Source organism: Pseudomonas sp. H2_D02 (genome assembly GCF_054677635.1).
Map to the genome: position 1 here is coordinate 6,081,206 of NZ_CP162816.1, position 25,013 is coordinate 6,106,218.

Annotated in this window: 19 protein-coding genes; 9 read left to right on the plus strand and 10 right to left on the minus strand. The window is 53.6% G+C overall.

Annotation, left to right across the window (positions count from 1 at the left end; all coding sequences use genetic code 11):
- Nucleotides 1-55: 55 nt before the first annotated feature.
- From hsdR to AB4N42_RS27875, 4 genes are all read left to right on the plus strand, one after another.
- Nucleotides 56-2,419 carry an EcoAI/FtnUII family type I restriction enzme subunit R gene (hsdR, locus tag AB4N42_RS27860; RefSeq protein ID WP_460115613.1) on the plus strand — a complete coding sequence of 788 codons (2,364 nt, stop codon included), beginning with the start codon at nt 56-58 and terminating at the stop codon, nt 2,417-2,419.
- Nucleotides 2,420-2,518: 99 nt separating this feature from the next.
- Nucleotides 2,519-3,988, plus strand: a complete 1,470-nt coding sequence (locus tag AB4N42_RS27865; RefSeq protein WP_460115614.1) for a type I restriction-modification system subunit M — start codon at nt 2,519-2,521, stop codon at nt 3,986-3,988.
- Nucleotides 3,985-5,700: a restriction endonuclease subunit S gene (locus AB4N42_RS27870; protein WP_460115615.1), complete on the plus strand. Its 1,716-nt coding sequence runs from the start codon at nt 3,985-3,987 to the stop codon at nt 5,698-5,700. Before AB4N42_RS27865 ends, AB4N42_RS27870 begins: the two co-directional genes overlap by 4 nt.
- The gene (locus AB4N42_RS27875) at nt 5,697-6,824 is read left to right on the plus strand and encodes an SIR2 family protein (protein ID WP_460115616.1); all 1,128 of its coding nucleotides are present in this window, start codon (nt 5,697-5,699) and stop codon (nt 6,822-6,824) included. Before AB4N42_RS27870 ends, AB4N42_RS27875 begins: the two co-directional genes overlap by 4 nt.
- A gap of 295 nt (nt 6,825-7,119) precedes the next feature.
- On the opposite strand, the gene AB4N42_RS27880 is transcribed toward AB4N42_RS27875, so the two are convergent.
- From AB4N42_RS27880 to AB4N42_RS27895, 4 genes are all read right to left on the minus strand, one after another.
- On the minus strand, nt 7,120-9,402 hold the full coding sequence (locus tag AB4N42_RS27880) for a DEAD/DEAH box helicase (RefSeq protein WP_460115617.1): 2,283 nt from the start codon (nt 9,400-9,402) through the stop codon (nt 7,120-7,122).
- A complete protein-coding gene (locus AB4N42_RS27885) occupies nt 9,392-10,126 on the minus strand; it encodes a hypothetical protein (protein ID WP_057396610.1) in 735 nt (244 codons plus the stop codon). The genes AB4N42_RS27880 and AB4N42_RS27885 overlap by 11 nt, the downstream gene beginning before the upstream one ends.
- A 757-nt stretch (nt 10,127-10,883) precedes the next feature.
- Entirely contained in the window at nt 10,884-12,191 is a 1,308-nt protein-coding gene (dctA, locus tag AB4N42_RS27890) for a C4-dicarboxylate transporter DctA (RefSeq protein WP_460115618.1), read from the minus strand.
- A 101-nt stretch (nt 12,192-12,292) separates the two neighbouring features.
- Nucleotides 12,293-13,462 carry a mandelate racemase/muconate lactonizing enzyme family protein gene (locus AB4N42_RS27895; RefSeq protein WP_217861228.1) on the minus strand — a complete coding sequence of 390 codons (1,170 nt, stop codon included), beginning with the start codon at nt 13,460-13,462 and terminating at the stop codon, nt 12,293-12,295.
- Nucleotides 13,463-13,561: 99 nt separating this feature from the next.
- Here AB4N42_RS27895 and AB4N42_RS27900 point away from each other — a divergent pair, with 99 nt between their 5' ends.
- Complete coding sequence (locus tag AB4N42_RS27900) at nt 13,562-14,440, plus strand: LysR family transcriptional regulator (RefSeq protein ID WP_198797639.1); 879 nt, start codon at nt 13,562-13,564, stop codon at nt 14,438-14,440.
- Between the two features lie 43 nt (nt 14,441-14,483).
- Here the strand turns inward: AB4N42_RS27900 and AB4N42_RS27905 are convergent, their stop codons facing one another.
- Entirely contained in the window at nt 14,484-14,837 is a 354-nt protein-coding gene (locus tag AB4N42_RS27905) for a winged helix-turn-helix transcriptional regulator (protein ID WP_198797640.1), read from the minus strand.
- A 102-nt stretch (nt 14,838-14,939) separates the two neighbouring features.
- On the opposite strand from AB4N42_RS27905, the gene AB4N42_RS27910 reads away from it, so the two are divergent.
- Nucleotides 14,940-15,686 (plus strand): NADPH-dependent F420 reductase, encoded by a 747-nt coding sequence (locus AB4N42_RS27910; RefSeq protein ID WP_460115621.1) that lies wholly within the window; start codon nt 14,940-14,942, stop codon nt 15,684-15,686.
- Between the two features lie 31 nt (nt 15,687-15,717).
- Here the strand turns inward: AB4N42_RS27910 and AB4N42_RS27915 are convergent, their stop codons facing one another.
- The 3 genes from AB4N42_RS27915 to AB4N42_RS27925 all read right to left on the minus strand — a co-directional run bounded on the left by AB4N42_RS27915 (nt 15,718) and on the right by AB4N42_RS27925 (nt 19,086).
- Nucleotides 15,718-16,647, minus strand: a complete 930-nt coding sequence (locus tag AB4N42_RS27915) for an AraC family transcriptional regulator (protein ID WP_460115622.1) — start codon at nt 16,645-16,647, stop codon at nt 15,718-15,720.
- A gap of 23 nt (nt 16,648-16,670) precedes the next feature.
- Entirely contained in the window at nt 16,671-17,504 is an 834-nt protein-coding gene (locus tag AB4N42_RS27920; protein ID WP_460115623.1) for an oxidoreductase, read from the minus strand.
- 100 nt (nt 17,505-17,604) lie between these two features.
- Nucleotides 17,605-19,086 (minus strand): leucine-rich repeat domain-containing protein, encoded by a 1,482-nt coding sequence (locus tag AB4N42_RS27925; RefSeq protein WP_460115625.1) that lies wholly within the window; start codon nt 19,084-19,086, stop codon nt 17,605-17,607.
- 175 nt (nt 19,087-19,261) lie between these two features.
- On the opposite strand from AB4N42_RS27925, the gene AB4N42_RS27930 reads away from it, so the two are divergent.
- The 3 genes from AB4N42_RS27930 (at nt 19,262) to AB4N42_RS27940 (ending at nt 23,026) form a co-directional block, all read left to right on the plus strand.
- Nucleotides 19,262-20,824, plus strand: coding sequence for a delta-60 repeat domain-containing protein (locus tag AB4N42_RS27930; RefSeq protein ID WP_460115627.1), 1,563 nt, complete (start codon nt 19,262-19,264; stop codon nt 20,822-20,824).
- A gap of 384 nt (nt 20,825-21,208) precedes the next feature.
- On the plus strand, nt 21,209-21,481 hold the full coding sequence (locus AB4N42_RS27935; RefSeq protein ID WP_030139738.1) for a hypothetical protein: 273 nt from the start codon (nt 21,209-21,211) through the stop codon (nt 21,479-21,481).
- Between the two features lie 183 nt (nt 21,482-21,664).
- Entirely contained in the window at nt 21,665-23,026 is a 1,362-nt protein-coding gene (locus tag AB4N42_RS27940; RefSeq protein WP_030139737.1) for a Fic family protein, read from the plus strand.
- Between the two features lie 215 nt (nt 23,027-23,241).
- Here the strand turns inward: AB4N42_RS27940 and AB4N42_RS27945 are convergent, their stop codons facing one another.
- On the minus strand, nt 23,242-23,877 hold the full coding sequence (locus AB4N42_RS27945; RefSeq protein ID WP_030139736.1) for a hypothetical protein: 636 nt from the start codon (nt 23,875-23,877) through the stop codon (nt 23,242-23,244).
- A 685-nt stretch (nt 23,878-24,562) separates the two neighbouring features.
- The gene (locus AB4N42_RS27950) at nt 24,563-25,009 is read right to left on the minus strand and encodes a hypothetical protein (RefSeq protein WP_080628548.1); all 447 of its coding nucleotides are present in this window, start codon (nt 25,007-25,009) and stop codon (nt 24,563-24,565) included.
- Between the last annotated feature and the right edge of the window lie 4 nt (nt 25,010-25,013).

Below are 25,013 nucleotides of genomic sequence, written 5' to 3' on the forward strand. Positions count from 1 at the left end.
ATGCCTCTAGCCCTTCTGATAAAGTCCACAGCACGTCATAGGGACATAGCCAGCAATGGACAAGAAATCACTTTCCGAGCGGGACATCTGTAGTAAATACATCACCCCAGCTATCCAGCAATCTGGGTGGGACATGCACAAACAGGTGCGTGAGGAGGTCAGCTTCACCAAAGGCCGGATTATGGTCCGTGGCAAGCTTCACAGCCGGGGCGAAGCACGCCGTGCAGACTTCATTCTCTACCACCAAGCCAACCTCCCCATCGCTGTGATCGAGGCGAAGGATAACAAGCACTCCATTGGCTCCGGTATGCAGCAAGCTCTTGGCTATGCAGAGGCGTTGGATGTGCCGTTCGTATTCTCCAGCAATGGCGATGGCTTCCTCTTTCATGATCGCAGCGGGACAGGCAGCAAGGTCGAAACTGAACTCTCCTTGGATCAGTTCCCTAGTCCTGCCGAACTTTGGCACCGCTACTGCCAATGGAAGGGGTTGGACAATGCTGCTCAACACAAGATAGAAGCGCCCTACTACGACGACGGCTCCGGACGTATGCCGCGCTATTACCAAATGAACGCCATCAACCGCACCGTTGAGGCGGTAGCGCGCGGGCAGGACCGCGTTCTGCTGGTAATGGCAACTGGCACCGGAAAAACCTACACCGCCTTTCAAATCATCTGGCGACTGTGGAAATCAAAACAGAAAAAAAGAATCCTGTTCCTTGCCGACCGCAACATCCTGATCGACCAGACAAAGAACAACGATTTTAAGCCCTTCGGCCAGGCGATGACCAAAATCGCCAGACGCCAGATAGACACCTCCTACGAGATCTACCTGTCGCTCTATCAGGCGGTGACTGGCGCTGAAGAAGAGATGAACGTCTACAAGCAGTTCTCCCGCGACTTCTTCGACTTGATCGTGATCGACGAATGCCATCGTGGCAGCGCCGCCGAGGACTCCGCCTGGCGCGAGATTCTTGACTACTTCTCCAACGCCACCCATGTCGGCCTCACCGCAACACCGAAGGAAACCAAAGAGGTGTCCAGCATCACCTACTTCGGTGAGCCGGTGTACAGCTACACCCTCAAAGAGGGCATTGAGGACGGTTTTCTCGCACCCTATAAAGTGGTGCGGATCGACTTCGACAAAGACCTGCAAGGCTGGCGCCCACCCAAGGGCATGCTTGACAAGAATGGCGAGCTGATCGAAGACCGCATCTACAACCTTAAGGACATGGATCGCACTCTGGTCATTGAGGCGCGTACCCAACTGGTGGCGCAGAAGGTCACCGAGTTCCTCAGGGCCTCCGACCCGTTCCAGAAAACCATCGTCTTCTGCGACGATATCAATCACGCCGAGCGTATGCGCCAGGCCTTGGTCAACCTCAACCCCGAGCGCGTGGCTGAGAACCGCAAGTACGTCATGCGCATCACCGGCGATGATCAGGAAGGCAAGGCCGAGCTGGATAACTTCATCAACCCGGAAGAGCGCTACCCGGTCATCGCTACCACCAGCAAACTGATGACCACCGGTGTCGATGCGCAGACTTGCAAGCTGATCGTGCTCGACCAGCACATCAAGTCGATGACCGAGTTCAAGCAGATCATCGGCCGTGGCACCCGCATCAATGAAGACTTCGGCAAATATTGGTTCACCATCATGGACTTCAAGAAGGCCACCGAGCTGTTTGCCGACCCGGCCTTCGACGGCGACCCGGTGGTGGTCTACGCCCCTGAAGGCATCGAGCCGCCAGTCCCGCCCGACGATTTACTTGAAGGCGATGGCATCAGCGCAGGCAGCGATGGAGAAGGTGATGATCTGGACTTTACCGGCGAGGAAGACGGCAAGAGGCGCATCAAGTACGTCATCGACAGCATTCCGATCTATGTCATCGCCGAGCGTGTGCAGTACTACGGCCCTGATGGTCGGCTGGTCACCGAATCGCTGCACGACTACACCCGCACCTGCGTGCAAAGGCAGTTCGCCTCGCTGGACGACTTTCTGCGCCGTTGGAGTGATGCCCAGCAGAAAAAGGCCATCATCGACGAAATGGCCGCCCAGGGCGTGATGTGGGAAGCCCTGGCCGAAGAAGTGGAAAAGAAACAGGGCAAGCCCCTTGATCCGTTTGATTTGATCTGCCACGTCGCCTTCGACCAACCGCCACTGTCGCGTAAAGAACGCGCCGAACAGGTGAAAAAGCGCAATTACTTCTCCAAATATTCCGGTGCAGCCCGCCAGGTGCTGGAAGCGCTGCTGGATAAATACGCCGACACCGGTATTGAGCACATCGAAGACATCAAAATCCTTCAGCTCGATCCCTTTAACCAGCTCGGTGCACCCATAGAATTGGTTAAAGCCTTTGGCGGCAAAGCTGGCTACAACAAAGCTATCCATGAACTGGAAGACGCGCTGTACGCCAGCTAACCCGCTCTACCCGTAGGGTGGGCAACGGCGCAGCCTTGTCCACCTAAGCCGCCAACTCCATTACAATCCCCGCTTTGCCACACCGACCGAGAATTCGTTATGTCCATCAGCTCCACCATCAAATCCATCCAGGACATCATGCGCAAAGACGTCGGCGTCGATGGCGACGCCCAGCGCATTGGCCAGCTGGTCTGGCTGCTGTTCCTCAAGATATTCGATGACCGCGAGCTGGAATGGGAGCTGATGGACGACAACTACAAATCGCCCATCCCCGACAGCTGCCGCTGGCGCACCTGGGCCGCCGACCCTGAGGGCATGACCGGCGATGCACTGAAGGACTTTATCGACAACAACCTATTCCCCCAGTTGCAGAACCTGCACGAGTACAGCAACACGCCCTCGGCCTTCGTGGTGCGCAGCGTGTTTGAAGACGCCTACAACTACATGAAATCCGGTCAGCTGCTGCGCCAGGTGATCAATAAGATTCAGGAAGGCGTGGACTTCAACAAGGCCCAGGAACGCCACGAGTTCGGCAACCTCTACGAGCAATTGCTGCGAGACCTGCAGAACGCCGGCAACGCGGGCGAGTTCTACACCCCGCGCCCGGTCACCGAATTTATGGTGCGCATGGTCGATCCCAAGCTGGATGAAAAGGTCTTAGACCCGGCCTGCGGCACCGGCGGCTTTCTCACCTGCGCCATCGAGCACAAGCGCAGCCGCTATGTAAAAACCGCCGAAGACGAACGCACACTGCAATCCAGCATCTTCGGCGTGGAGAAAAAGCCGCTGCCGCACCTGTTGGCCACCACCAATATGATCCTGCACGGCATCGAAGTGCCCAGCCAGATCCGCCACGACAACACCCTGAGCAAACCGCTGATCAGTTGGGGGCCGAGCGAACGCGTGCACTGCATCGTCGCCAACCCGCCGTTCGGCGGCATGGAAGAAGACGGTATCGAAACCAATTTCCCCGCCGCCTTTCGCACCAGGGAAACCGCCGACCTGTTTCTGGTGCTGATCATGCAGTTGCTGAAAGACGGTGGCCGCGCCGCCGTGGTGCTGCCCGATGGCTTTCTGTTTGGCGAGGGTATCAAGAGCCGCATCAAGGAAAAGCTGCTCACTGAGTGCAACCTGCACACCATCGTTCGCCTGCCCAATGGCGTGTTCAACCCCTACACCGGCATCAAGACCAACCTGCTGTTCTTCACCAAGGGCACACCAACCAAACAGGTGTGGTTCTACGAGCACCAGTACCCGGCCGGGGTAAAGAACTACTCCAAGACCCGTCCCATGCGCATCGAAGAATTCGCCGTGGAAGAAACCTGGTGGGGTAACGAAGGCGATGGCTTTGCTGCGCGGGTGGAGAATGAGTTCGCCTGGCAGGTCAGAATCGAAGAGCTGCAAGCGCGCAACTGGAACCTAGACTGCAAAAACCCGCATATCGACGAACAGATCAGCCAAGACCCCGACGAGCTGCTGCGTAACTACGCCAACCTGCAAGGCGAAATCAGCGACCTGCGTGACCAGCTTAAAGCCGTGCTGGCTGAAGCCCTGGAGCGTGAGGTATGACGGCGTTGCTTACCGACAACCTGCCGCTGCTGGCCGGTGCGCCCAATGGCATTAAAAAGCTGCGGGAGCTGATTCTGGAATTGGCGGTGCGCGGCAAGTTGGTTCCACAAGATCCGAGTGATGAACCGGCCACTGAGTTGCTTAAGCGAATTGCCGAGAAAAAGGTGCGATTGTTGGCTGAGGGGAAGATTAAAAAGCAGAATTCACTGGCGGAAATATCGGATGAAGAAGAGCCGTTTGAGTTACCTGCGGGATGGCTGTGGACTCGCCTCGGCGAAATTTGCCTGACGCAAACAGGTACAACGCCGAGCAAGAGCCAACCCGAGCTATTTGGCTCGGATGTGCCATTTATAAAACCCGGCGACATCTATCCAAACAAAGTTGACTATAACGGCGAAAGCTTGTCGTCCCTGGGTGCATCCCAAAGTGGCCGAATAGCACAAGCCGGCTCCCTTCTGATGGTTTGTATCGGCACTATTGGCAAGTGCAACCTGATTGATCGAGACTGCTCTTTTAATCAACAAATCAACTCGGCAACCCTTTACAAAGGTCTCCCCCAATATCTGAAGATTGCTGCACGCTCCCCATACTTCCAAGCCAAAGCCTGGAGCGAGTCATCCAGTACAACCATAGCGATTTTGAATAAAGGAAAGTGGGAGGCTATTCCCCTTCCGCTACCAGGCATCGCCGAACAACACCGTATCGTCGCCAAAGTCGATGAGCTAATGGCCCTGTGCGACCGGCTGGAAGCCCAGCAGGCCGACGCCGAAAGCGCCCACGCCCAACTGGTACAGGCACTACTCGACAGCCTGACCCAAGCCAGCGACGCCACCGACTTCGCCGCCAGCTGGCAGCGCTTAGCCGAACACTTTCACACCCTATTCACCACCGAATTCAGCATCGACACCCTTAAACAAACCCTGCTGCAACTGGCCGTGATGGGCAAACTTGCTCCACAAGATCCCAACGACGAGCCGGCTAACAAGCTGCTTGGGAGAATTGTGTCAGATAGGCAACAGTTAGCGAATGAGGGACGATTTAAAAAGCAAAAAAACCTCACAGAAATTACCGAAGAGGAAAAACTTTTTGCGATACCTCAAAATTGGGAGTGGGCACGAATTTCCAGCTTTTCAGAACTGAAAAGTGGCTTAGCCTATAAAAGCGAAGCGTTCAGCGAGGTAGGAAAAAATCAGGTTATACGTATGGGAAATATACGTCCCGGCATGCTTCGATTAGAAACAAATCCAGCATTCATATCAAATGATCTGGCACGCGACACATTTGATTTTTCTCTTGTTGCGGGCGATATAGTTTTGACCATGACAGGAACCAAAGGCAAGCAGGACTACATGTACTCCGTTCTGATTGAGGAGAAGCATTTAGAAAAAAGCCCACTTTTTCTGAATCAACGCCTTTGCGCAATTAGAACTCAATATATCAACCAGAAGTTTCTGACCCTAATCCTTCAAGATCAGCGACTACTTGATCCGATTTTTAGAAGCTCTACTGGCACTGCAAACCAGGCCAACATCGGGATGAGTGCACTAAACAACTGGGCACTTCCAATCCCACCTCTCGCCGAACAAAATCGCATTGTAAATGCAGCCGATCAAGTTATGAACATCTGCGAAGCGATCAAAATAAAAATCAGCACGTCATATAATGTACATAATTTAATTTCCAGCGCACTCATCGTCGAGGGACTGGCATGAGTACTGCCAAAACAATCCTAGCTGCAATAGAAAAATCCGCCGAACTCATAGATAGCCATCATGATTATCAACGCAACGAAGATTTCAATAAACGGCTCGATGAAGGTGACATAGAAGGATACGAACTTATACTTCGAACACCTGACGGAGAACAACAAATCGAGCCAATCAGCAAGGCTATTTTTTTCGCAGACCAGCCCACATATCAACAGATATTTCGTGCAGACCAAGAACAGGCTAAGTATTCGAATCTATGGATAGAACAGTTCCCAGAAAATGAAGGTACATATGACGAGCTTCTGGGCATTATAAAGCGTCACAGTATTGTAATACCATTTATTGGTGCAGGCTTCTCCGTATCTGCAGGCTGCCCATCTTGGTCAAATTACATCGCTGACCAAGCTAGAAAGGCTGGAATTAATGAAGACGAAGTTCGTGTACGCATCCAGGCAGGTGAACAAGAACTCGTGATGAATGAAGTCATTCAGGCGCAAACACTTCCAGTATTCAGCAGAGATTTCCAGCGCGTTTTCCAGGGCCCTAGGATAACACCATCACTTAGCCCCTGCGCAGAATTGTCAGGACTCTTTAGTGGCTGCATGATCACCACCAATTTTGACGACGTACTTGAAAACTGCTTGGAGTCTCTTGGCGAGCCATTCAGAGAAAAACCAGTCGGAAATGAACATAGCGGACGCTTTGTTAGAGCCATTTATAGTGGCTATAACTACCTACTAAAACTGCATGGCGGTATTGACGAACAACGCAATAGAGTCTTAACCCTTGAGGAATATAACGCTGCCTACGGGGAAGCCGGCATTAATTATGACCACCCAATCCCAACCCTCCTAAGTAAAATATTTGGCAGCTTCAGCGTAATTTTCATGGGATGCAGCCTAATATCTGACCGCTACCTTCATATACTAAGAGAGCTTTATGACACACACAAAGAATACATGCCTAAACACTTTGCTATATTAAACGCACCAACTGATGAAGCAGAGCGCCGAGCCCGAGACCAATTTCTCGCAAGCCATGGAATTAGCCCAATCTGGTTTCCAGAGGGTGAGTGGGACTCACCTTCCAGAATACTCAAACAACTGAAATTTGATAAAACAGGTTGATGCAAAGTTTCTAATGGTATTAGACACCGTATTCGCGCCGCGAGCTACCCATCGAGACCTTGGGCGCAGTCGCTCAATGATGGACCGCGGCAGACCCATTCTAGGGAATGCCCCCCCAACGTAAGCTCAAGCCAAGAGAGAGGGATTATGCTGCATGGCTGCTTGGTTGAGGTTCTATGACCACTCATTAACGCATTCCGCGTCAAGCCCCAGTCCATTAATATTTTTAAACAATGAGACTTACCCCAAGACAACCAACCCAATAACGCCCAGTAAAAATCCACACCAATCTTTATCATTCCGGGAGGTACCAATCTATAATATCCCGCACATGATAAGGCGCCTCGTAAACAGAACTTTTAAATACTATATTTGACTCCGATATAGATTGCACATAACCGGTGATCTCTTCGATATCTTCGGGCGCAAAACCGTAACGCATAAGCAGCATATGCATCGAATTATTTGTTCCAAACCTTAACAACTCAATCATCTTGTCTGCACGGGCATCAGCGGTAAACGTTTTGTAGACTTTAAAAGCCGCTATAAAAACGTCCGAGAGGGAGAAAGATATAACCTGATCTAGATAGTCATATGTATCAAAGACGATCACATCGTAACTGACATCAGTTGCGGGCGTCCCATCCTTGTGAAGTGAATATACATAAAGACCACTATGAGGTAACTTATGAGCCGGCTGAGAAAACTCAGCGGCGCCACGACGCCCAAAGCTCCTACGTGATATACGGCTATATCTAACCCCTACAATCTCCTTGAATGATCGTCCTTGAAACGTTTGAAGCATTATACTGATTGCACTTTCAAAGACATTCATCTCCCCCTTGCCTAGCTCTCTGTCCAAAGAACGCTCGAAGATAACTAAAAAATAGTCATTCAAGCGAATTCTGGCATCACGATTTTCATCCCCCTGAAGGACACTTCTAATAGTCAAATTTGAGCCATAAAGCACACCCAATATTTCTTTGGCAGCGTCAATAACTTCAGGAGAGGATAATCTATCAATTTTTGTAGAGGGCAAATGGAGCTCGTCGTCAAATGTCCCATCTTTCATAGAATCTAAGAGCTCGGCGTTATCGCTATCTTCGTCATACGGCTGATCTATAACTGACCTTTCGTTCAACACAAATTTATCGTTAATCCTAGTAATGAAAAGATCAGCGCTTCTTGTATACACATATCCATAATCGAATATCGCTTGTTTTGAAAGCCGCCCCGCTCGTCCAATCAAGTTTTTAAATGAAAGTGATTTCTCTTCGTCACTCTCACCTTGAAATCGCATATTGTCTAGCCAGACGATATCAAAGGGCATATTTACACCCTGAGCGAGGGTACTGGTTGCAAAACAAATCTTTGCAAAACCTGCCCGAATGAATTCTTCGACCAAAAAGCGAACTTCTAATGGAACTGATCCATGATGGATGACTACTCCTTTTTGCAGTAGTTCAACCATTCTTGAGCGGTGGTCAATTTTGTTGGCGCCAAGCAAATTCTCGACAGAAGTTATTATCTGCCTGGCCTTAGGATGCGTAATGCTAGGAAATTTGGCTATATGCTCTTCATACCCCTCTAGAAAGGAGCCATTATAAATAGATGCTTTGGACACATAAATCAAAATGGAATGATCACCACTAAAGGCAAAAGACTCAAATCCACCCTCAAACTTTACACAATTGCGTAGAAGATTACCTTTCTCTTCGAAAGGTGAAAATATATAGCAGTTGCCATTTGAATGCTGAAAGACACAAATTTTTCCCACTGTCCCGTGAGTGTAAGACCTAGCATAACCATTACCTTCAGGAATATCGTGTTTCTTAAACTGAGCGTCAGGATTGTCCACGAAAGGATGAGCGAAAATAAGTTTTGCTGATGAGAATGTTTTTTGTATTCGCCTTACTAAAACATCAAAAATCACACCCCGCGACCGATCTTCAGAAACGTGTGCCTCATCAAAGAAAAAGACTCTTAGATCCAGCTTGGCTGAAGTTGTAAAAAGATCTCTAGCTCGCTCAGGAGTGAGTACAAATATTCTACGAGGATTTCGACTTGTAAAAATAGCGTCAACAAATGGAGTGATCATTACCCCCTTATCGCCATCAAACCTCTCCCTCATAGTATTTATATATTCAGCAATCAAGGCTCTAGAAGGTACAACAACAACTGCATCACCCTCTTGCTCAGCAATGAAATCCCGAATCGAATAGGACTTCCCAGCACTAGTTGGCGCCGATATTGATACAAATTGCTTGCTATCAATAGCTCGACGAACACTTGCCTGCACGGGAGTCAAGTATCCCCCGTAGGCTTTTTTATGAGCTTCACCTATGGAAGATAGAAGCAAAGAGTATAGATTCTCAGGCCTAATGACCTTATAGAAAAGTCCTAGCGCGGAGATTATTCGCTCTTCAAGCTGAGAAAACACATCCGGATGAAACACTCTATATAAAGATAGAGTTTCTAATATACCTGAATTAATCGGCCCTATCCTATGGACTTCATCAAGCACTCCAACCAGATCTTCAAAAGGAGTTAAACTATTTCGAATCAATCTAACCTTCATGAGTCACACCAATCATATAAACAAATTTCACGCTATGATTTTCGGAAAACTCTGCAGCTTTCTTTAGTGCATTTCTATATACTGTGAGCTGATCATCGGCATGAATCGAAAACGCCGCAATAACACCATGAACGTTATTATCAAGATTAGAAATCCCTTCGCTTGTAGCCAGGCTTACTAAGTGAACCCTATCTCGTTTGTGTTTTTTTACCGTAACGAAATCTCCAGCTTGTTTTAGCGCACGCCCATACGAAGTAGTGCTTGAGCAATACTTCGCCTCTCCAAAATTTATGATATGGCCAGGGCATATACTATGAAAATCGAAGCCTTCATTCTGTTTAGCTTGAGGCTTCCAAAGCTCCGCGATGGGTATGAGAGTGTGTTTGAAAACAACCTCAAGAGCTTTGGCCGCTCCCATTGAGACCATTAGCTCACCAAACTCATCAACGACAGAGTCTTCTCTTTCAGCAGCTTTAAATATTTCGACAAGAAGCTGCGCGGTTTCTTGAACAGTGTATTCATAGGAGGATCTGGTGCCGGCATCCAAGGTCATCATCCATGAAGTATCCACTACAGACTCGGAAAGTACCTTGGCTATTTTTGATATCTGGGACACATGAACATGGCAGAGTTTTACGAAGTCAATTCCATTTGCATTGAATACCTCGGTGAACTCACACCCCCAGCTAGAATCCGGAAGCGTCCCGCCATAAGTTATCGTCACGTAGATTCCTCCTTGAAAAGCGGGCTAAAAAAAATTGGAAGGACGCCACAACAGTCTGCGGATCTTATGAGGTCTGGAATTATGAGAAAGAAGGAATGCGGAAGAAAAGCGCACCCTAACTGACGAGAATCAGCTCTAAGCGAAAAGCAAGGCACGTCCACTCTATAGGTAGTCTTAGCCACAAATCGAATCCCTGATTAGGCACATCGCCATCACGGATGAGGCTAGCGCGCTAGGCTTAGAAGGTAAAGAGCCTGCAGTAACTACATTGGTCTAATTTTTGGAAAACTACTGCCTAAACCAGTCTGGATGGAAGCGGGAAATCTCTGTTATGAACCGCCCTGGCTTGGCGGGGCAAGCGCGAGGATTCATCATGCTGAGCCATAACACTATGCCGCAGTGCCCTGCTTGATGGCCAGCGTGAGGTCATAAGAAACGATGGTAGCTGCCGAAAGGATTGGGGATGAAGGAGACAGATTTACTTTCCGGGCTCCAAGCGCTGCAGCCTCACCGACTGAGCGTCTTACTTTCATTAAGCCAAATACAAAAAAGCCTCTTTTTTGGTTTTTAGTATTCCAAATGGTATTCCATCGAAAAATCAGAACATATTTTAATCATCAAAAACAATAGGTTAGCAATTTAATTCAGATTACCCCGGCCCACCAATCCAACAAAAAAAGACGTCCTCGGACGTCTTTTTTTGTGCCTGGAATCCAGTCAAACCAAGCTCCCAGCACCACCAAGCAAGCAATACCAATCACTTCTGCGCAGCCAACACCCTACGCGCCGCTTTCTCATTTTTCATCGCCGCAATCTCCCGCTCACACGCTTCCACATCGAAAGAATTGTCCCACTTGGCAATGGCGATCGTGCCGATACCGTTCCCGATCAAATTCGTCACGGCTCGCGCTTCGTTGAGGAATCGGTCGATGCCCAAGAGCAGGACAAGGCCTACCAGCGGAATGGAGTGGATGGTAGTGAGCGTTGCCGCGAGGGTGATGAATCCGGCCCCCGCCACGCCAGCCGAACCTTTCGACGTGAGCAGGAAAACGCCCAACAGGATCATCTGGTCCATAAACGTCAGTGGCGTATTGGTCGCCTGGGCAATGAAGATCGCGGCCATGGTCAGGTAAATGCAGGTGCCATCCGCATTGAAGGTGTAGCCCGTCGGCAGCACCATTCCCACCACCGACTTCTTGCAGCCCAGCTTTTCAAGCTTGACCATCATTCGCGGCAGCACGGCCTCGGTTGAGCACGTCCCGAGCGTGATCAGGATCTCGTCCTTGAAGTAACGGAGAAACTGCAACAGGGGCATGCCTGACCATCGAGCCACCGTGCCCAGCACGATCACGATGAAGACCAGGGTGGTGACGTAGAGCGCGATCAACAACTGGCCGAGGGACAGCAGCGTACCGATACCATATTTGCCGATCGTGAACGCCATCCCCGCGCCAGCACCAATCGGAGCCAGGCGCATGACCATGGCAACAATCTTGAACAGCCCTTGCAGGAACAGATCGATGGTATTGATCAGCGGTTTGCTGGTTTCCCCCATTTGAACCAGGGCCACGCCCATCAAGACAGAAAGCAGGATGACTTGCAGCATGGCGCCATTGGAGAACGCCCCGATGAAGGTTTGCGGGATGATGTTCATGAAGAAATCAATGGTGCCCCCCTGCTCCGTGGCGGCTTGGCTGTACTTGGCGATAGCGCTGCCATCGAGTGTGTCGACATTGATGTTCATCCCAACGCCAGGCTTTACAACGTTGACCACGACAAGGCCGATGACCAGAGCGATGGTCGAAAGGATCTCGAAATAGACCAGCGCCTTGACGCCAATCCGACCGACCTCCTTGATGCTGCCCATCTTGGCGATACCGACTACCACGGTGCCAAAAATAATGGGGGCCAAGAGCATTTTGATCAGCCTGATAAAGCCATCTGCGAAAGGTTGGAGCTTGGCGCCGAATTGCGGTTCGAAGTGACCGATTGCGGCACCGACCACGATGCCGATCAGCACCTGGACGTACAGCTGGCTATACCAGCGGGACTTGGAGATTTCCACGGGAGCACCTCATTTTATTGTTGTGATGGGCGTGTGGTGTGGCGCCAACGGTTGACGCCGGATAACGGCGGCCTCAGGCGAAGAGGCCGCGTTCGGGGCTGTCAGCCCTCGCCCAATTCGCGCATGACGGCGTACAAGGCGGACTTGGCTTCGAAGCCGACACCCGGAATGTCCGGCAGGCCCACGTAGCCGTTTTCCACGCGAATCCCGTCGGCAAACCCGCCGAACGGCTGGAACACATCGGGATAGGATTCGTTACCGCCCAGGTGCAGGCCCGCGGCGATATTCAGGGACATCTGATGGCCCCCGTGCGGAACGACGCGACGCGAAGACCAGCCCATCTCCTCCATCACTTTCAGGGTGCGCATGTACTCGACCAGGCCGTAGGACAGCGCGCAATCGAACTGCAGGTAATCGCGATCAGGGCGCATACCACCGTGACGCAGAAGATTACGGGCGTCCTGATGGGAGAACAGGTTTTCCCCGGTGGCCATGGGCAGTTCATAGTGATTTGCAAGCTCAGCCTGGAGTGCGTAGTCCAGCGGATCGCCCACTTCTTCGTACCAGAAGAGGTTGTATTTTTTGATGGCCTCCGCGTATGCAATACCGGTCTTCAGATCGAAACGACCGTTGGCATCGACCGCCAGTCGACGACCATCACCTACCACTTCAAGTACCGCTTCGATGCGACGGATATCTTCGTCCAGAGGAACCGCACCGATCTTCATTTTGACAACGTCGTAGCCACGATCCAGATAGCTCTGCATTTCCGCTTTGAGCTTGGTCTGGTCTTTGCCAGGGTAGTAATAACCACCTGCTGCATAGACCCATACCTTGTCATCTGCCACACCGTCGCGATAACGGTCGGCCAGCAGGCGATACAGAGGTTTGCCTTCAATCTTGGCAACGGCATCCCACACCGCCATATCAATGGTGCCAACTGCAACGGAGCGTTCACCATGGCCACCCGGTTTTTCGTTGGTCATCAGGGTTTTCCAGATGGCGAACGGATCAAGGTTATTGTTTTCTTTATCGATCAGCGACTCAGGGTCGGCTTCGGTGATGCGCGCCAGGAAACGGTCACGCATCAAAGCACCTTGACCATAACGACCGTTGGAGTTGAAACCGTAGCCGATGACCGGTTTACCCTCGCGAATCACATCCGTGACGACAGCGACGACCGAGCAGGTCATCTTGGAAAAGTCGATGTAGGCGTTGGCAATTGGCGAGGCAATGGAAACGGTTTTTTCACGGATGTCGACGATGCGCATGGCGGGTTCCTCTTGTTGTTGATGGCCCCACGTTATGCTTTGCGATGACACCCGCCCAATGCTAATAATGCCGCGCCCCATGCACAGGAGGCATTGCCCTTGGAACTCGTTTGGCTAGAAGATTTTTCAGCATTGGCGGAGTACGGCAGCTTTGTTCGCGCCGCTGAAGCGCGCCACGTGACTCAACCGGCATTCAGCCGCAGAGTCCGTGCACTGGAAAACTGGATGGGTGTGGAACTGTTCGTTCGCACGCCACAAGGTGCCACGCTGACCGAGGCTGGGAAGCAGATTTTGCCCAGTGCCCAAGAGACGGCTAGACGCTTGTATCGCATGCGCAGCGAAGCCCAGGAAGTGGCAGGCATGGCGATCAAGACGCTGCAATTCGCGGCCACCCATTCGCTGTCGTTCACGTTTTTTCCGAAGTGGCTGAGAAGCACGGAGAACGGTGCCCCCATCGAGGCGGTGCGACTGCATTCCGATAGCATGGCGGCCTGTGAGCAGATGCTGATCCAGGGCCAGGTGCAGTTCCTGCTTTGCCATCGCCATCCGGACGTCCCGCCGCTGTTGGCCCCGGATCAGTTCATGGGCAAGAAGGTCGGCGAGGATGTACTCGTCCCACTGGCGAGCGCTTCCGCAAACTTTGGCAATGCGCCCGCAACGCTGCCGTACCTGGCGTATACCCAGGAGTCCGGGCTGGGGCGCATCGTCGCTCATCGACTCCAAGGCAAGGAAGAGTTCCTGCACCTCAAGCCGCTGTTCAGCAGCCACCTCGCAGCGGTGCTCATGTCCATGGCGCTGGAAAACAAAGGGGTGGCCTGGCTGCCAAGCAGCCTGACCGAGCAAGAGGTCGCCGACGGACGCCTGGTACGAGCCCTCGACGAAAGCTGGGATATCCCGCTGGATATTCACCTCACTCGTCCAACGGGTGCCATTAGCCCATCGGCGGAGGAGTTCTGGGCGAAGCTAAAGGATTGCTGAAGTTGCTTCGCCCGCGTCGGGCCATTGCGCCTCGACAGTCATCTCAGGTGTGATCGCGCCTCATCTCTGCCCATTCGATCAATGCCTGGATAGACGGCCCGAGTGCATGCCCCATGGGCGTGAGCCTGTATTCCACCTTCGGTGGCACTTGCGGATACACCGTCCGCAGCACAATGCCGTCCTTTTCCAACTGTTTTAGCTGTTGGATCAGCATTTTCTGGTTGATCCCTTCTATCAGCTTCTCCAGATCCGAGAAACGCAGCGCGCCCTTCGCCGCGAAAAGCTGGCACAAGATAATGATCTTCCACTTCCCTTCCAGCACGCGAAGCGTTTCGGTCGTTGCCTCGGCCCATTTCCGACGATTTTGCGGATCGCCGCAATCCCACTCCCGTTCCATTTCTTCCTCGATGGTGAGTTACACACCTTTTGGTAGGTACTTACCATTATCACATCAGCCTCCTAGAATCGGTGCAAGACAAATGACCCAGGAGGCTCAGCCATGAAAATCGGCATCATCGGAACCGGTAATATCGGGGGCACCCTCGCTCGCAAATTCAAGGCAGCGGGTCACGACATACGTGTTGCGAACTCTCGAGGCATCAACGGCGTTCGCGCATTCGCCGAAGAGATTGGAGCCGAACCGGTGGACATTCGCGGCGCAGTCGAGGGTGCGGATGTGATCGTGCTCTCCATACCGCTACCGGCGTTGAGCGCACTGCCTGCTGATCTGTTTGCCGCTGTACCGGGCAGCGTCCCGGTGGTGGACACGAGTAATTACTACCCTGGCATACGTGACCCCAACATTGCTGAAATTGATCAAGGGATGACGGAAAGCGTTTGGGTTTCGAAGCAGATTGGGCGCCCCGTCATCAAGGCTTTCAACAATATCCTGGCTTATACCTTGGCAGAGTTGGGCAGTGCCGAAGGCACCCCGGGTCGCTTGGCAGCGGCAGTGGCTGGCGACGATCCCAAGGCGAAGGAAACGGTGATGTCCCTGGTCAACCAAGCGGGCTTCGATCCGGTGGACGGAGGTTCCCTGGAAGAGTCCTGGAGACAGCAACCGTGTACGCCAGGCTATTGCTGCGACTACGACGCCGAGACTCTGCGCAAGGCGCTTTTGACCGCCTCCAAAGGACAAGCCGCTGCGAAACGAGACGAGTTTCCTAAACACTTCGAGCGGCTCGGCCCCAACCCAAGCCATGCCGATATTGTCGCCATGAACCGCTCCTTGAACGCACCTGATTGACGCGTACTGACCGGCGCGATTTCGCCCCGTTCTAATGCGACGAAACATAAACAGACGGACCAGCAGGCGCAGGCAATGCATAGGTCGCCTTCATCCATTCAATCTCGGCCTGGGGCGTCCTGCCGAACATCCGCTTGAACTCGCGGCTGAATTGCGAGGCGCTTTCGTAGCCGACATTGAACGCTGCCGTCGAGGCGCTCATGGTGTTGCGCAGCATCAATAACCGCGCCTGGTGCAGGCGCGTCGATTTCAAATACTGCATGGGCGAAGAGTCTGTCACGCTGCGAAAGTGCAGGTGAAAGTTGGGCACGCTCATGCCTGCTTCCTGGGCGAGCGTTTCGACATCCAGATGCTCGTGGTAGCTGCCGTGGATCTTACGGATCGCCCGGGTAATCTTGCCGAAGTGCCCCTGGCGACTGAGGGCGGCGCGCATCGAGCCGCCCTGCTCGCCGGTGAGGATCCGGTAGTAGATTTCCCGGATCAGCGACGGTCCGAGAATTAGCGCGTCGCCCGGATGACTCATGGCTTCCAGGAAACGCAGCGTCGAGCTGCGCAGCTGATCGTCCATGGGCGAGGCGTACATGCCTTTGGGTTGGGCATCGCTGGGGCCGAGGGTCTCATCCACTTGCAACATCAGCTCGCTGGCCAGTTGCAAATCGAGGCGCATGTAGATCGCCAACATGGGCTCCTCGGCGCTGGCGTCGGTCTCCATGGTGAATGGAACCGGAACGGATACCACCAAGTAATGCTGGGCGTCGTACACATAGACTTCATCGCCCAGATAGCCGCGCTTGCGACCCTGGCACAGGATCACGATACCGGGCTCGTACAGAACCGGCGTGCGCGTCAGCGGCCGGTTCGAGCGAAGGAAACGAATGTCGTCCAGTGCGCTGAGGTTGTAGCCCTCGACTGGCGCGAGCTGTTCCATCAACTGCACCATGCGCGCAGCGGCCTGAGTCATCGACGCCCCCTTTTGCTGGCCGTTCAACCGTCGGTCGAACGGGTCAGCGCTTCCCATTGATCAATCTCGCTGGCCGCCCGACTGAGCTTGTCGCGCACCAGGTTCAGTGCATCGCTGCCCAACAGCAAGTGCGCGGGCGGCGTCGGGCTGGCAATGATCTGCAACATCGCCTGCGCCGCTTTGCGAGGATCGCCCAGTTGCTTGCCGCTTTTCTCCACGCGCGCTTTGCGTATCGGATCGAAACTGGCGTCGTAGTCGGCAATGCTCCTCGCCGTGCGCTGCATCGAACGGCCTGCCCAGTCGGTGCGGAACGAGCCCGGCGCAACGGCCGTCACGAAGATGTTGAACGGTAGCAGTTCCTTGCTCAGCGTATCGGAGAGGCCTTCGAGGGCAAACTTGCTCGCGCAGTAATAGGAAATACCCGGCATCGTAATGGTGCCGCCCATGGACGTGATGTTGAGGATATGGCCGGCACGGCGCTGGCGAAAATACGGTACGAAGGCCTTGGTCACCGCGACCGCGCCAAACACGTTGACGTCGAACTGGCGACGCATTTCCTCCAGCGGCGATTCTTCAAAGATGCCTTCGTGACCGTAGCCGGCGTTGTTGACCAAGACATCGACCGGGCCGTGGCTGGCCTCTGCCGCTGCCACTGCGCTATCTATTCGGTCGAACTCGGTGACATCCAGGATCACGCCGTGAGCACGCTCCGTGGAAAGCGCTTCGAAGGCCTGCAACGCCGCCTCACTGCGCACGGTGCCAATGACTCGATGCCCCGCCGCAAGCGCCTCCTGCGCCAGGGCGTTGCCCAAGCCACTGCTCACGCCGGTGATGAAGAGGATTTTCCTGTCGTGCATGGTGAACTCCAGATGGATAGACAGGAGGCCATGGTAACGATCGAAAAATGGCCCACCTATGCCGGTTTGCCTTGGGGCATTGCCTATTCCTATCAGCGCGTCAGATTCCCGGGCCTGTCACACGGGCTGGCAACCTGGCCAAGCGATCCCAACCGTTCGCATCGATCCCCGAGCAATTGGGCAACCACAGCTTCTGCAGCGGCAATTGCTCGAATACGGGCACCACGGCCGACGTGATCCGCGATTCCCCTGGATCAGCACCCAGCGCCAGGTCCCGCAACCGCAAGCCCGCCAGATGAGCCACCCCGGCGTCGGTCAGCCAAGGACTGTCATGCAAGCCCAGGCGTTGCAAGGGCAGGTCGCGCAAACAGGCCAGGTCCGCGTCGCGCAGGTCCAGGCCGCTGATTTCAAGCTGCTCCAACGGCAAGCCCAACTCGACGAGCTTGCGCAACACCTTGCCATCGATGCCCCGGCAAAAACTCAGATCGAGCCGCTTCAGCGGCAGGCCGGCCAGTTGCTTCAGTTCCTTCCAGGTGGTGTCGTTCAACGACAACTCCAGGGACTCCAAGTCCAAGCCGCGCAGATCACTCAACGTATCTGCGCAGACACCTTGCACATCAGACAATCCCAAGCGCTTCAAAGGAAACCCGTGCAGCACGTCGAGCCGCTCGATCACCTGCCGTAGGCACTTGAGGTTCAGCTCCGTGAGCGGCATTCCCTCCAGGATTTCAAGGTCGTCTTCGCAGATGAATGCAGATTGGAGCGAAAGCTTTTCCAAAGGCAGCCCCCGAATAGCCTGCAACACACTCTCGCCTGCGTAGCAGTCGTCCAGACTCAACGAGCGCAACCCCGTCAAGTCGCCAAGCCAGGCAGGATCATCGAGGATCGCGCCGCGGTCACTGAGCGACAACCGTTCGAGGGGATGACTGGCCAACTGCGCCATGCCACGGGACGTCAACTCGCCCACGCGTTGCAACGTCAAAGATCGCAGCTTGAGGCGTGACAGTGCTTTAAGGCCATCGTCGGTGATGTCATCGCAACGGTTCAACGACAATTCCTGCAACGGGCTGTCGCTCAGTTGATGGAGAAAACGGTCATCAAAATCCTCGCCATAGGTTTGCAGTTTCAGCCGGCGCAACCGCGTGGTCGGCGGTAGGCACTGGGCGTTATCGTCGCGGGAAAAATTACTGACTTCCAAGGTTTCGAGGGCATTGGCAGGCAAACGCTGCCACATCTGCGGGCCGCAGATGAACCTGGGGCTGTTGAGCACCAACGTGCGCAGGGGCAACCCGGCCAGGGCGTCACACCATTCTGGCTCGGCATTGTCCAATTCCAGATGATCCACCGGCAGGCCATGCAGTTGCGGCAGCAACGGGCCGGGGCGATTTGTCAGGGCCGTGGTGCTCAGTTGAGCCACCGTCCCATTAGCCGCCGGATCGCCCAGGCCCGCCGCGACGCGCAAACCTTCCAGTGTCGCCTCCCCGGTATCGAGCAGGTCGCGATAGAGCGATGCGCGTGTGGTGATGTCATCGGGGTTGGCGGCGAGTTGGGCGATCAGCGCATTGCGAGTAGGGGTTGGCACGGTTTATCAGTCCGAAAGTCAGGGGCGCGAAAGACAAGTTGAGAGATGAAACAGGGCGCAAGAAAAACTATGAAGACGCCGTGCAAGCCGCTATGACCGCTTATCCAGGGCTCCTGGCGCACCGCAGACCCTAGGCTAGAGTCAATGCTTTGCCAAGTTTTAAAGGATTGAAATCATGCCCACCCGTTACAGCGCCCCTGGCATCATGATCGTCGATATTTCCGGGCAAGCCGAGAACGCCCAGGACGTGGTCATACAGCCCGACGGTTCGATACTGATCGCCGGTTTCACTGATCACCCCCTCGACCCTGATTACGGCATGGATTTTTCTCTCGCGCGCCTTCGCCCCGACGGGAGTCTGGATACTACGTACGGCAACGCGGGACGAGAGGAGATTCATAAACAAATCCCCCTTGAAAAAACTTACACCCTGCGAGTCCAGGCCGACGGCGCGGTCGTAGCCGTTCATGAAGGTCACGACGACACGCCCATCGTCCAGCGTTGGGGCCCCGACGGCAAAGCCGATACGGTATTCAACAGCAACGCTGCGGCCAGCTTGTCCAGCGGGTTCGGCTACGGGCCGATCGTGGAGGCCAACGCCGATGGCGGTGTACAGATAGCCGCAGTGGACGGCCAGTCGCTTAAGGTGGCCCAGTTGCTCGCCGATGGCACGCGCGACATGTCATTTGGCATCGACGGTGTGATGACGCTGCCTGCCCCCGGCACGCTTCAGTCCGTGCAAGGCATTACCACGCTCGCGGATGGCAGCATGCTGGTCCACGGCGCACCCGCTTTCCACAACAGCTTGTTCAAGTACACCGCGAGCGGGGAACTCGACACCGGCTTCGGCGATAACGGCGTCCTCGCGCTGACGAGCTTTGGCAGCTATCGCGGCGGCGTTGCAGTGCAGGATGACGGCAAGATAGTGATGTCCGCCACGACCGCCTTCGATGACTTCACCGTAATGAGGTTCAACGCCGATGGCAGCCCAGACGTCAGCTTCGGCGACCAGGGCCTGGCTCGCATCGACCTGCCCGGTGTTTGGGCCGCCTCAACCGAAATCACGCTGCTGCCCGACGGCAAGATGCTGCTGGGCGGAACTGCTTTTGCCAACGGCGGCAGCGATTTTGCCGTCGTTCAGCTAAACGCCGACGGCAGCCTGGACACCACGTTCGGCAGCACGGACGGAAGCGCCAGATTGGTCGGTTCCTCTGGCAGCGACCTGTTGAAAGGCTTGGAGACAGACGAAATCCTGCGCGGCCTGGCAGGGGACGATGTACTACAGGGCAACCTTGGCCGCGACCTGCTTTCCGGCGGCGCGGGGCACGATGTGTTCAAGTACACCAGCGTAGCCGACAGCTTCCGAACCGCTGAAACCAGCAGCAGCGACCGCATACTCGACTTCAACCCCAGCGAGGACCGCATCGATTTCAGCACCCTGGGCTTCACTGGCATAGGCGACGGCTACGACGGCACGCTGGCGATCCGGAGCAATGCCGACAATACCCGCACCTATCTGAAAAGCTTCGAAGCCAACGCCGAAGGCCAACGCTTCGAACTCATGATCGATGGCGACTTCGTCGCCCAACTTGACGACAGCAACCTGATATTCAGCGCGCCGAACAGTGCCGCGCAGGCCGGGCCTGACAATGGCGCGGATCTGGCTGACCCGACCGCGCCAGGGTACGTGGATCTGAGGCTGATAGGCATGACGGATCAGGATCCGACGGTGGTTTGATGGGGCCTCGCAATAAATCTTTGGCCTTTTCACGCTGTGGTGAGGGAGCTTGCTCCCGTTGGGCCGGTCCGATGCTTCGGGCGAAGCAGCCTTACGATTTTGCGGTCGCTACGCAACCGAACGGGAGCAAGCTCCCTCGCCACGGTCACCTCTCTAGCGATGCCAATGTGCCCAATGGACGGCTGGTTTCGACCTTGTTGATAGCGGCAAAGCGATGTAGGGAAATACCACTGCTGGAACGCCAACGCTCCTACACGAAGCTCGGAAAGCGGTGTCTTGTGGCACTTGAGCGGGACGGCCTATAGTTCGTCGTCGCCCCAATGGCGACTCGGGTTTGGCGACCCGGAAACGAGGTAGCTCTTTCAACTGAATGAGGTCCTACCCATGAACCGATACATGCCCATCACCGGCATCGACTGCACCCCCGCCACCCTGCTGATCGACACCGAAGCCCCGCTTGATGTCCTCTTCGAAACCGCTGACTACCGCATCCGCACCGTGACCCAACTGCTGGAAAATATCGCGTTCCGCTCGGAGATCAGTTCCGACACGCTGGTGCTTTCCGACTTTTGCAAGATGCTGACGATCGCGTTGCGTGACGGGTGTGATGTGATGGATGTGATTGGCAGGCGATTGCGGGCGCAGGCGCCGGAGTAAGTGAAGACGGGCGACTATGGCCATAACGTAGGCCCCACCGTCGGGAGCAACTACATCTATCTACTCCGATGAGCTGTGGCGCAGTTCGTCAAGAACTGCGCCACATTTTCAACCCAAAATGGCGCGATTCTGAGAACTGCGCCATAATCGCGCCAAATCTTCTCTAACAGCGCCAACATAACCATGCCTTCGACCACCGACATACTGAACAGTATCCTGGCATCCAGGAGCGGGGCGAGCCTCTCAGAGCTTTTGACCAAGCACCCGGAAATCGCCCGGCGAACGGCGCAGCGCATCCTTGCAAACCTGGTCGAAAGCAGCCAAATCACTGCACAGGGAGAAGGCAGGGCACGACGTTATTTCGCAATAGAACACCAGGCCGAAACCCACGCCCTGAATACTGACACCGATGCCTTCCCTGCCTTCATTCCATTATCTGCAGACAGCCGGGACATACTCGCCTATATCAACCAGCCCACAGAAGCGCGCAAGCCGGTGGGCTACCAACGTGACTTTCTGGACGCCTATCGTCCTAACGAGACAGGGTACTTACCTGAGTCGTTGCGGCGCCAATTGCACAGGATGGGCAAAACCGCAGATGCGACGGAGCCAGCAGGCACTTACAGCCGGGCGGTCCTGAATCGCTTGTTGATTGATCTGTCGTGGGCATCAAGCCATCTGGAAGGGAACACCTACTCACGGCTCGACACACGACAACTCATTGAGCAAGGTAAGGCAGCACAGGGCAAGGCCGCTATAGAAACGCAGATGATCTTGAACCATAAGACAGCTATCGAGCTTTTGGTCGAGAACATCGAGAGTGCCGAGTTCAACCGTTACACATTAATGAACCTGCATAGCGCCTTGGCCGAAAACCTGCTGCCCAACCCAGCAGACGAAGGCCGAATTCGCCAGCACGCCGTCGACATCGGGAAAAGCACCTATCGCCCGCTCTCAACGCCACAGCAAATTGAAGATGCACTGGACGTCCTGCTTGGCAAAGCCAATCAGATCGCTGATCCGTTCGAGCAGTCTTTCTTCATGATGGTGCATCTGCCCTATTTGCAGCCTTTTGCCGACATCAATAAACGCACCTCCCGACTGGCAGCGAATCTCCCCTTGTTCCGTGCCAATCTTTGTCCGCTGACCTTTCTGGATGTACCGGAGCAGGCGTACAGCCGAGCCACATTGGGTGTGTACGAAATGACCCGTGTAGAGCTGCTTCGCGACCTTTATATCTGGGCCTACGAACGCTCAACACAGGAATATCTGGCAATCAAGCAAGACCTTGCGGAACCCGATCCTTTACGCCTGGCATGGCGAGAGCTCATCAAGAAGACCATTCGGGAAATCGTCACTCACCCAGAGCTTGACCCATTGTCATGTATTCAACGCGCGGTAGCGGAATATGTTCCGGAAAGAGAGCAACCGGAGGTGCAAGCATTGATCGTCGAAGAACTCCGTCGACTGCACGAAGGGGTTCTCGCACGCTATGGGTTACGACCATCAGAGTTCATGTCCTGGAAGTCGCGCCATGGCCACTGATAGGTGAGTAAAGAAGTGGACAGATAACGCGGTCTTTCCCCGCCCCATTACGGACCGTTTCAACCATGATTTAAATTCTTAGCCGCCTGATTCAAACAAAGAAAGGAAGAAAGGGGACGAAGAAAGGGGACAGATCTATTTATAAACCGAGCAAAACCAACAAATCTGCCCCTCTGCGTTTGTCCTTAAATAAATCGCTCCCTTTTCTTCCTCACTCAATAACCCCCAACACTATCATCAGCAAAAGATAGCCAAGACGCAGCAACACAACCGAAAACCTCATCACTGGTGCGAGCTTGCAGTTCTATAATCGCCCGTCTTGCATCAGCAATTAACCAGCCCGTCGAGTTCAATGTCAGCCAGGCATAGTCCAAACGACCCGCCGACATAAAATTTTCGAATAGCGTCGTTTTCACTTGAGCAGGATCAAACCAGCCAGGCAAACTCGCGCTCTCTGATATCCGCATATTCTTACTGAGAACTTCAAAGGAACAGCTAGTTTCCCACCAGTTCCCTCTGGCAAACTCACTGGGAAAGTCTCCCATATATGGATTGCCGTCATAGGAAATACATTCGAGAGGGGTTAATGTTCTAAACAGCTCTGCCTTGGGAAACCCCTTTGAATCGTCACCTGTTTTCAGAGAGACTGCATCAAGCTCCGATAAGTTTTCAAGTCCTACCCTCGCCGCGAACTGCTCAAGATCTAACGTCACCCCATCATCCAAACTGATCGCCATCATCGCGATTACTCCAAACAATTGGGAAGGAGTTCTCGCGATCTCAGTTGTCATGCGATCGGAGCTTACAAACATCTTTACAAAACAAGGCTCCCGCTCCACGAACCAGTGCATCCAATATCCAATATAGGTAGGACGAGAGCCATCACTCCAGATTGGGACCAGCGCAGGTGGAAAACCAAACCATTGAGCAGGCGCCTCTAGAGTGCAAATTGGTGACTTGATTCTTCCGGCCGCACACGCTACCACTGCATCCGACAGACTGAGAGCTTTAAGCGCGTTTTCAAAGTTCGTGTTCTTACCGTTTTGGCGCCAGCAAAGAAAGGGGACAGATTTATTTAACCATCAGAGCGATGACTTCCACTCGCCCTTTAAATAAACCTGCCCCCTTTCCACGACTACTAGAATTTTAAAAAAGGAGACAGTTTTACTTAACACAAAGCAATGGACTTTACTCTCTGCCGCACTTTTATCCCCACTACCGTTCTTCCTTCGGCCAACTCTCACCCGTGTTCCGCTCCCATTTCTTCCTGAGTTTCGGCAGTTTTCTTTCAAAATCAACTCGGTTTAACTCGACATCTTCTTTGGCGAGACGCGAGTAAGCGTTTCCCCGAAGATCTGCTTTCAAAATTTCGAGTTATTGGGGAGTGAACTGCCTACCTCTCAAATCTTGAATATCTGTAAGTTACGACTTGGTATCCTTAGCTAATTGCGTACTCAGAAGGCCCGTAGCGGAGTCACCGTCCTGAAAAACGCCTCCTCAACACCTGCCCCTCCTTTTGCTCCCCCTTTTGCACCATCAACTTATCCAGGAAATGTGATCCCCATCTAAATAATATAGCCCCTCAAGCTTTCCTGAAATTTTAGGCAGGTCGAGAACAGAATCTGAAACATACAAAAAAGGGAGTCTGCTCCTCAGCGCTTGAGCATTTGCAGAGTAGTCTGCCCAAGAAGGCTCAACCATCCCATTCCAAAATGTAACAAACGAGCCATCCTCAAGAAGAATTACAGGTTTTAAATACTCAACCTCTCCACTACCATCCCAGTACAGATAGCCTAAATAACTAGAACCATCCAGCCCAACAAAACTAGCGCGAACGATTATTTGAGCGTCACTACAAATCTCCTTGTCAAGGAGAGGTCGGACTGTCAGCTCATCTTCCGCAGACTCATCCATAGGGAAGTACCAAACGCCAGAGCAAGCAAGATCATCAATGGTTAATTCATATATTTGTTTATCAGTCATGCTT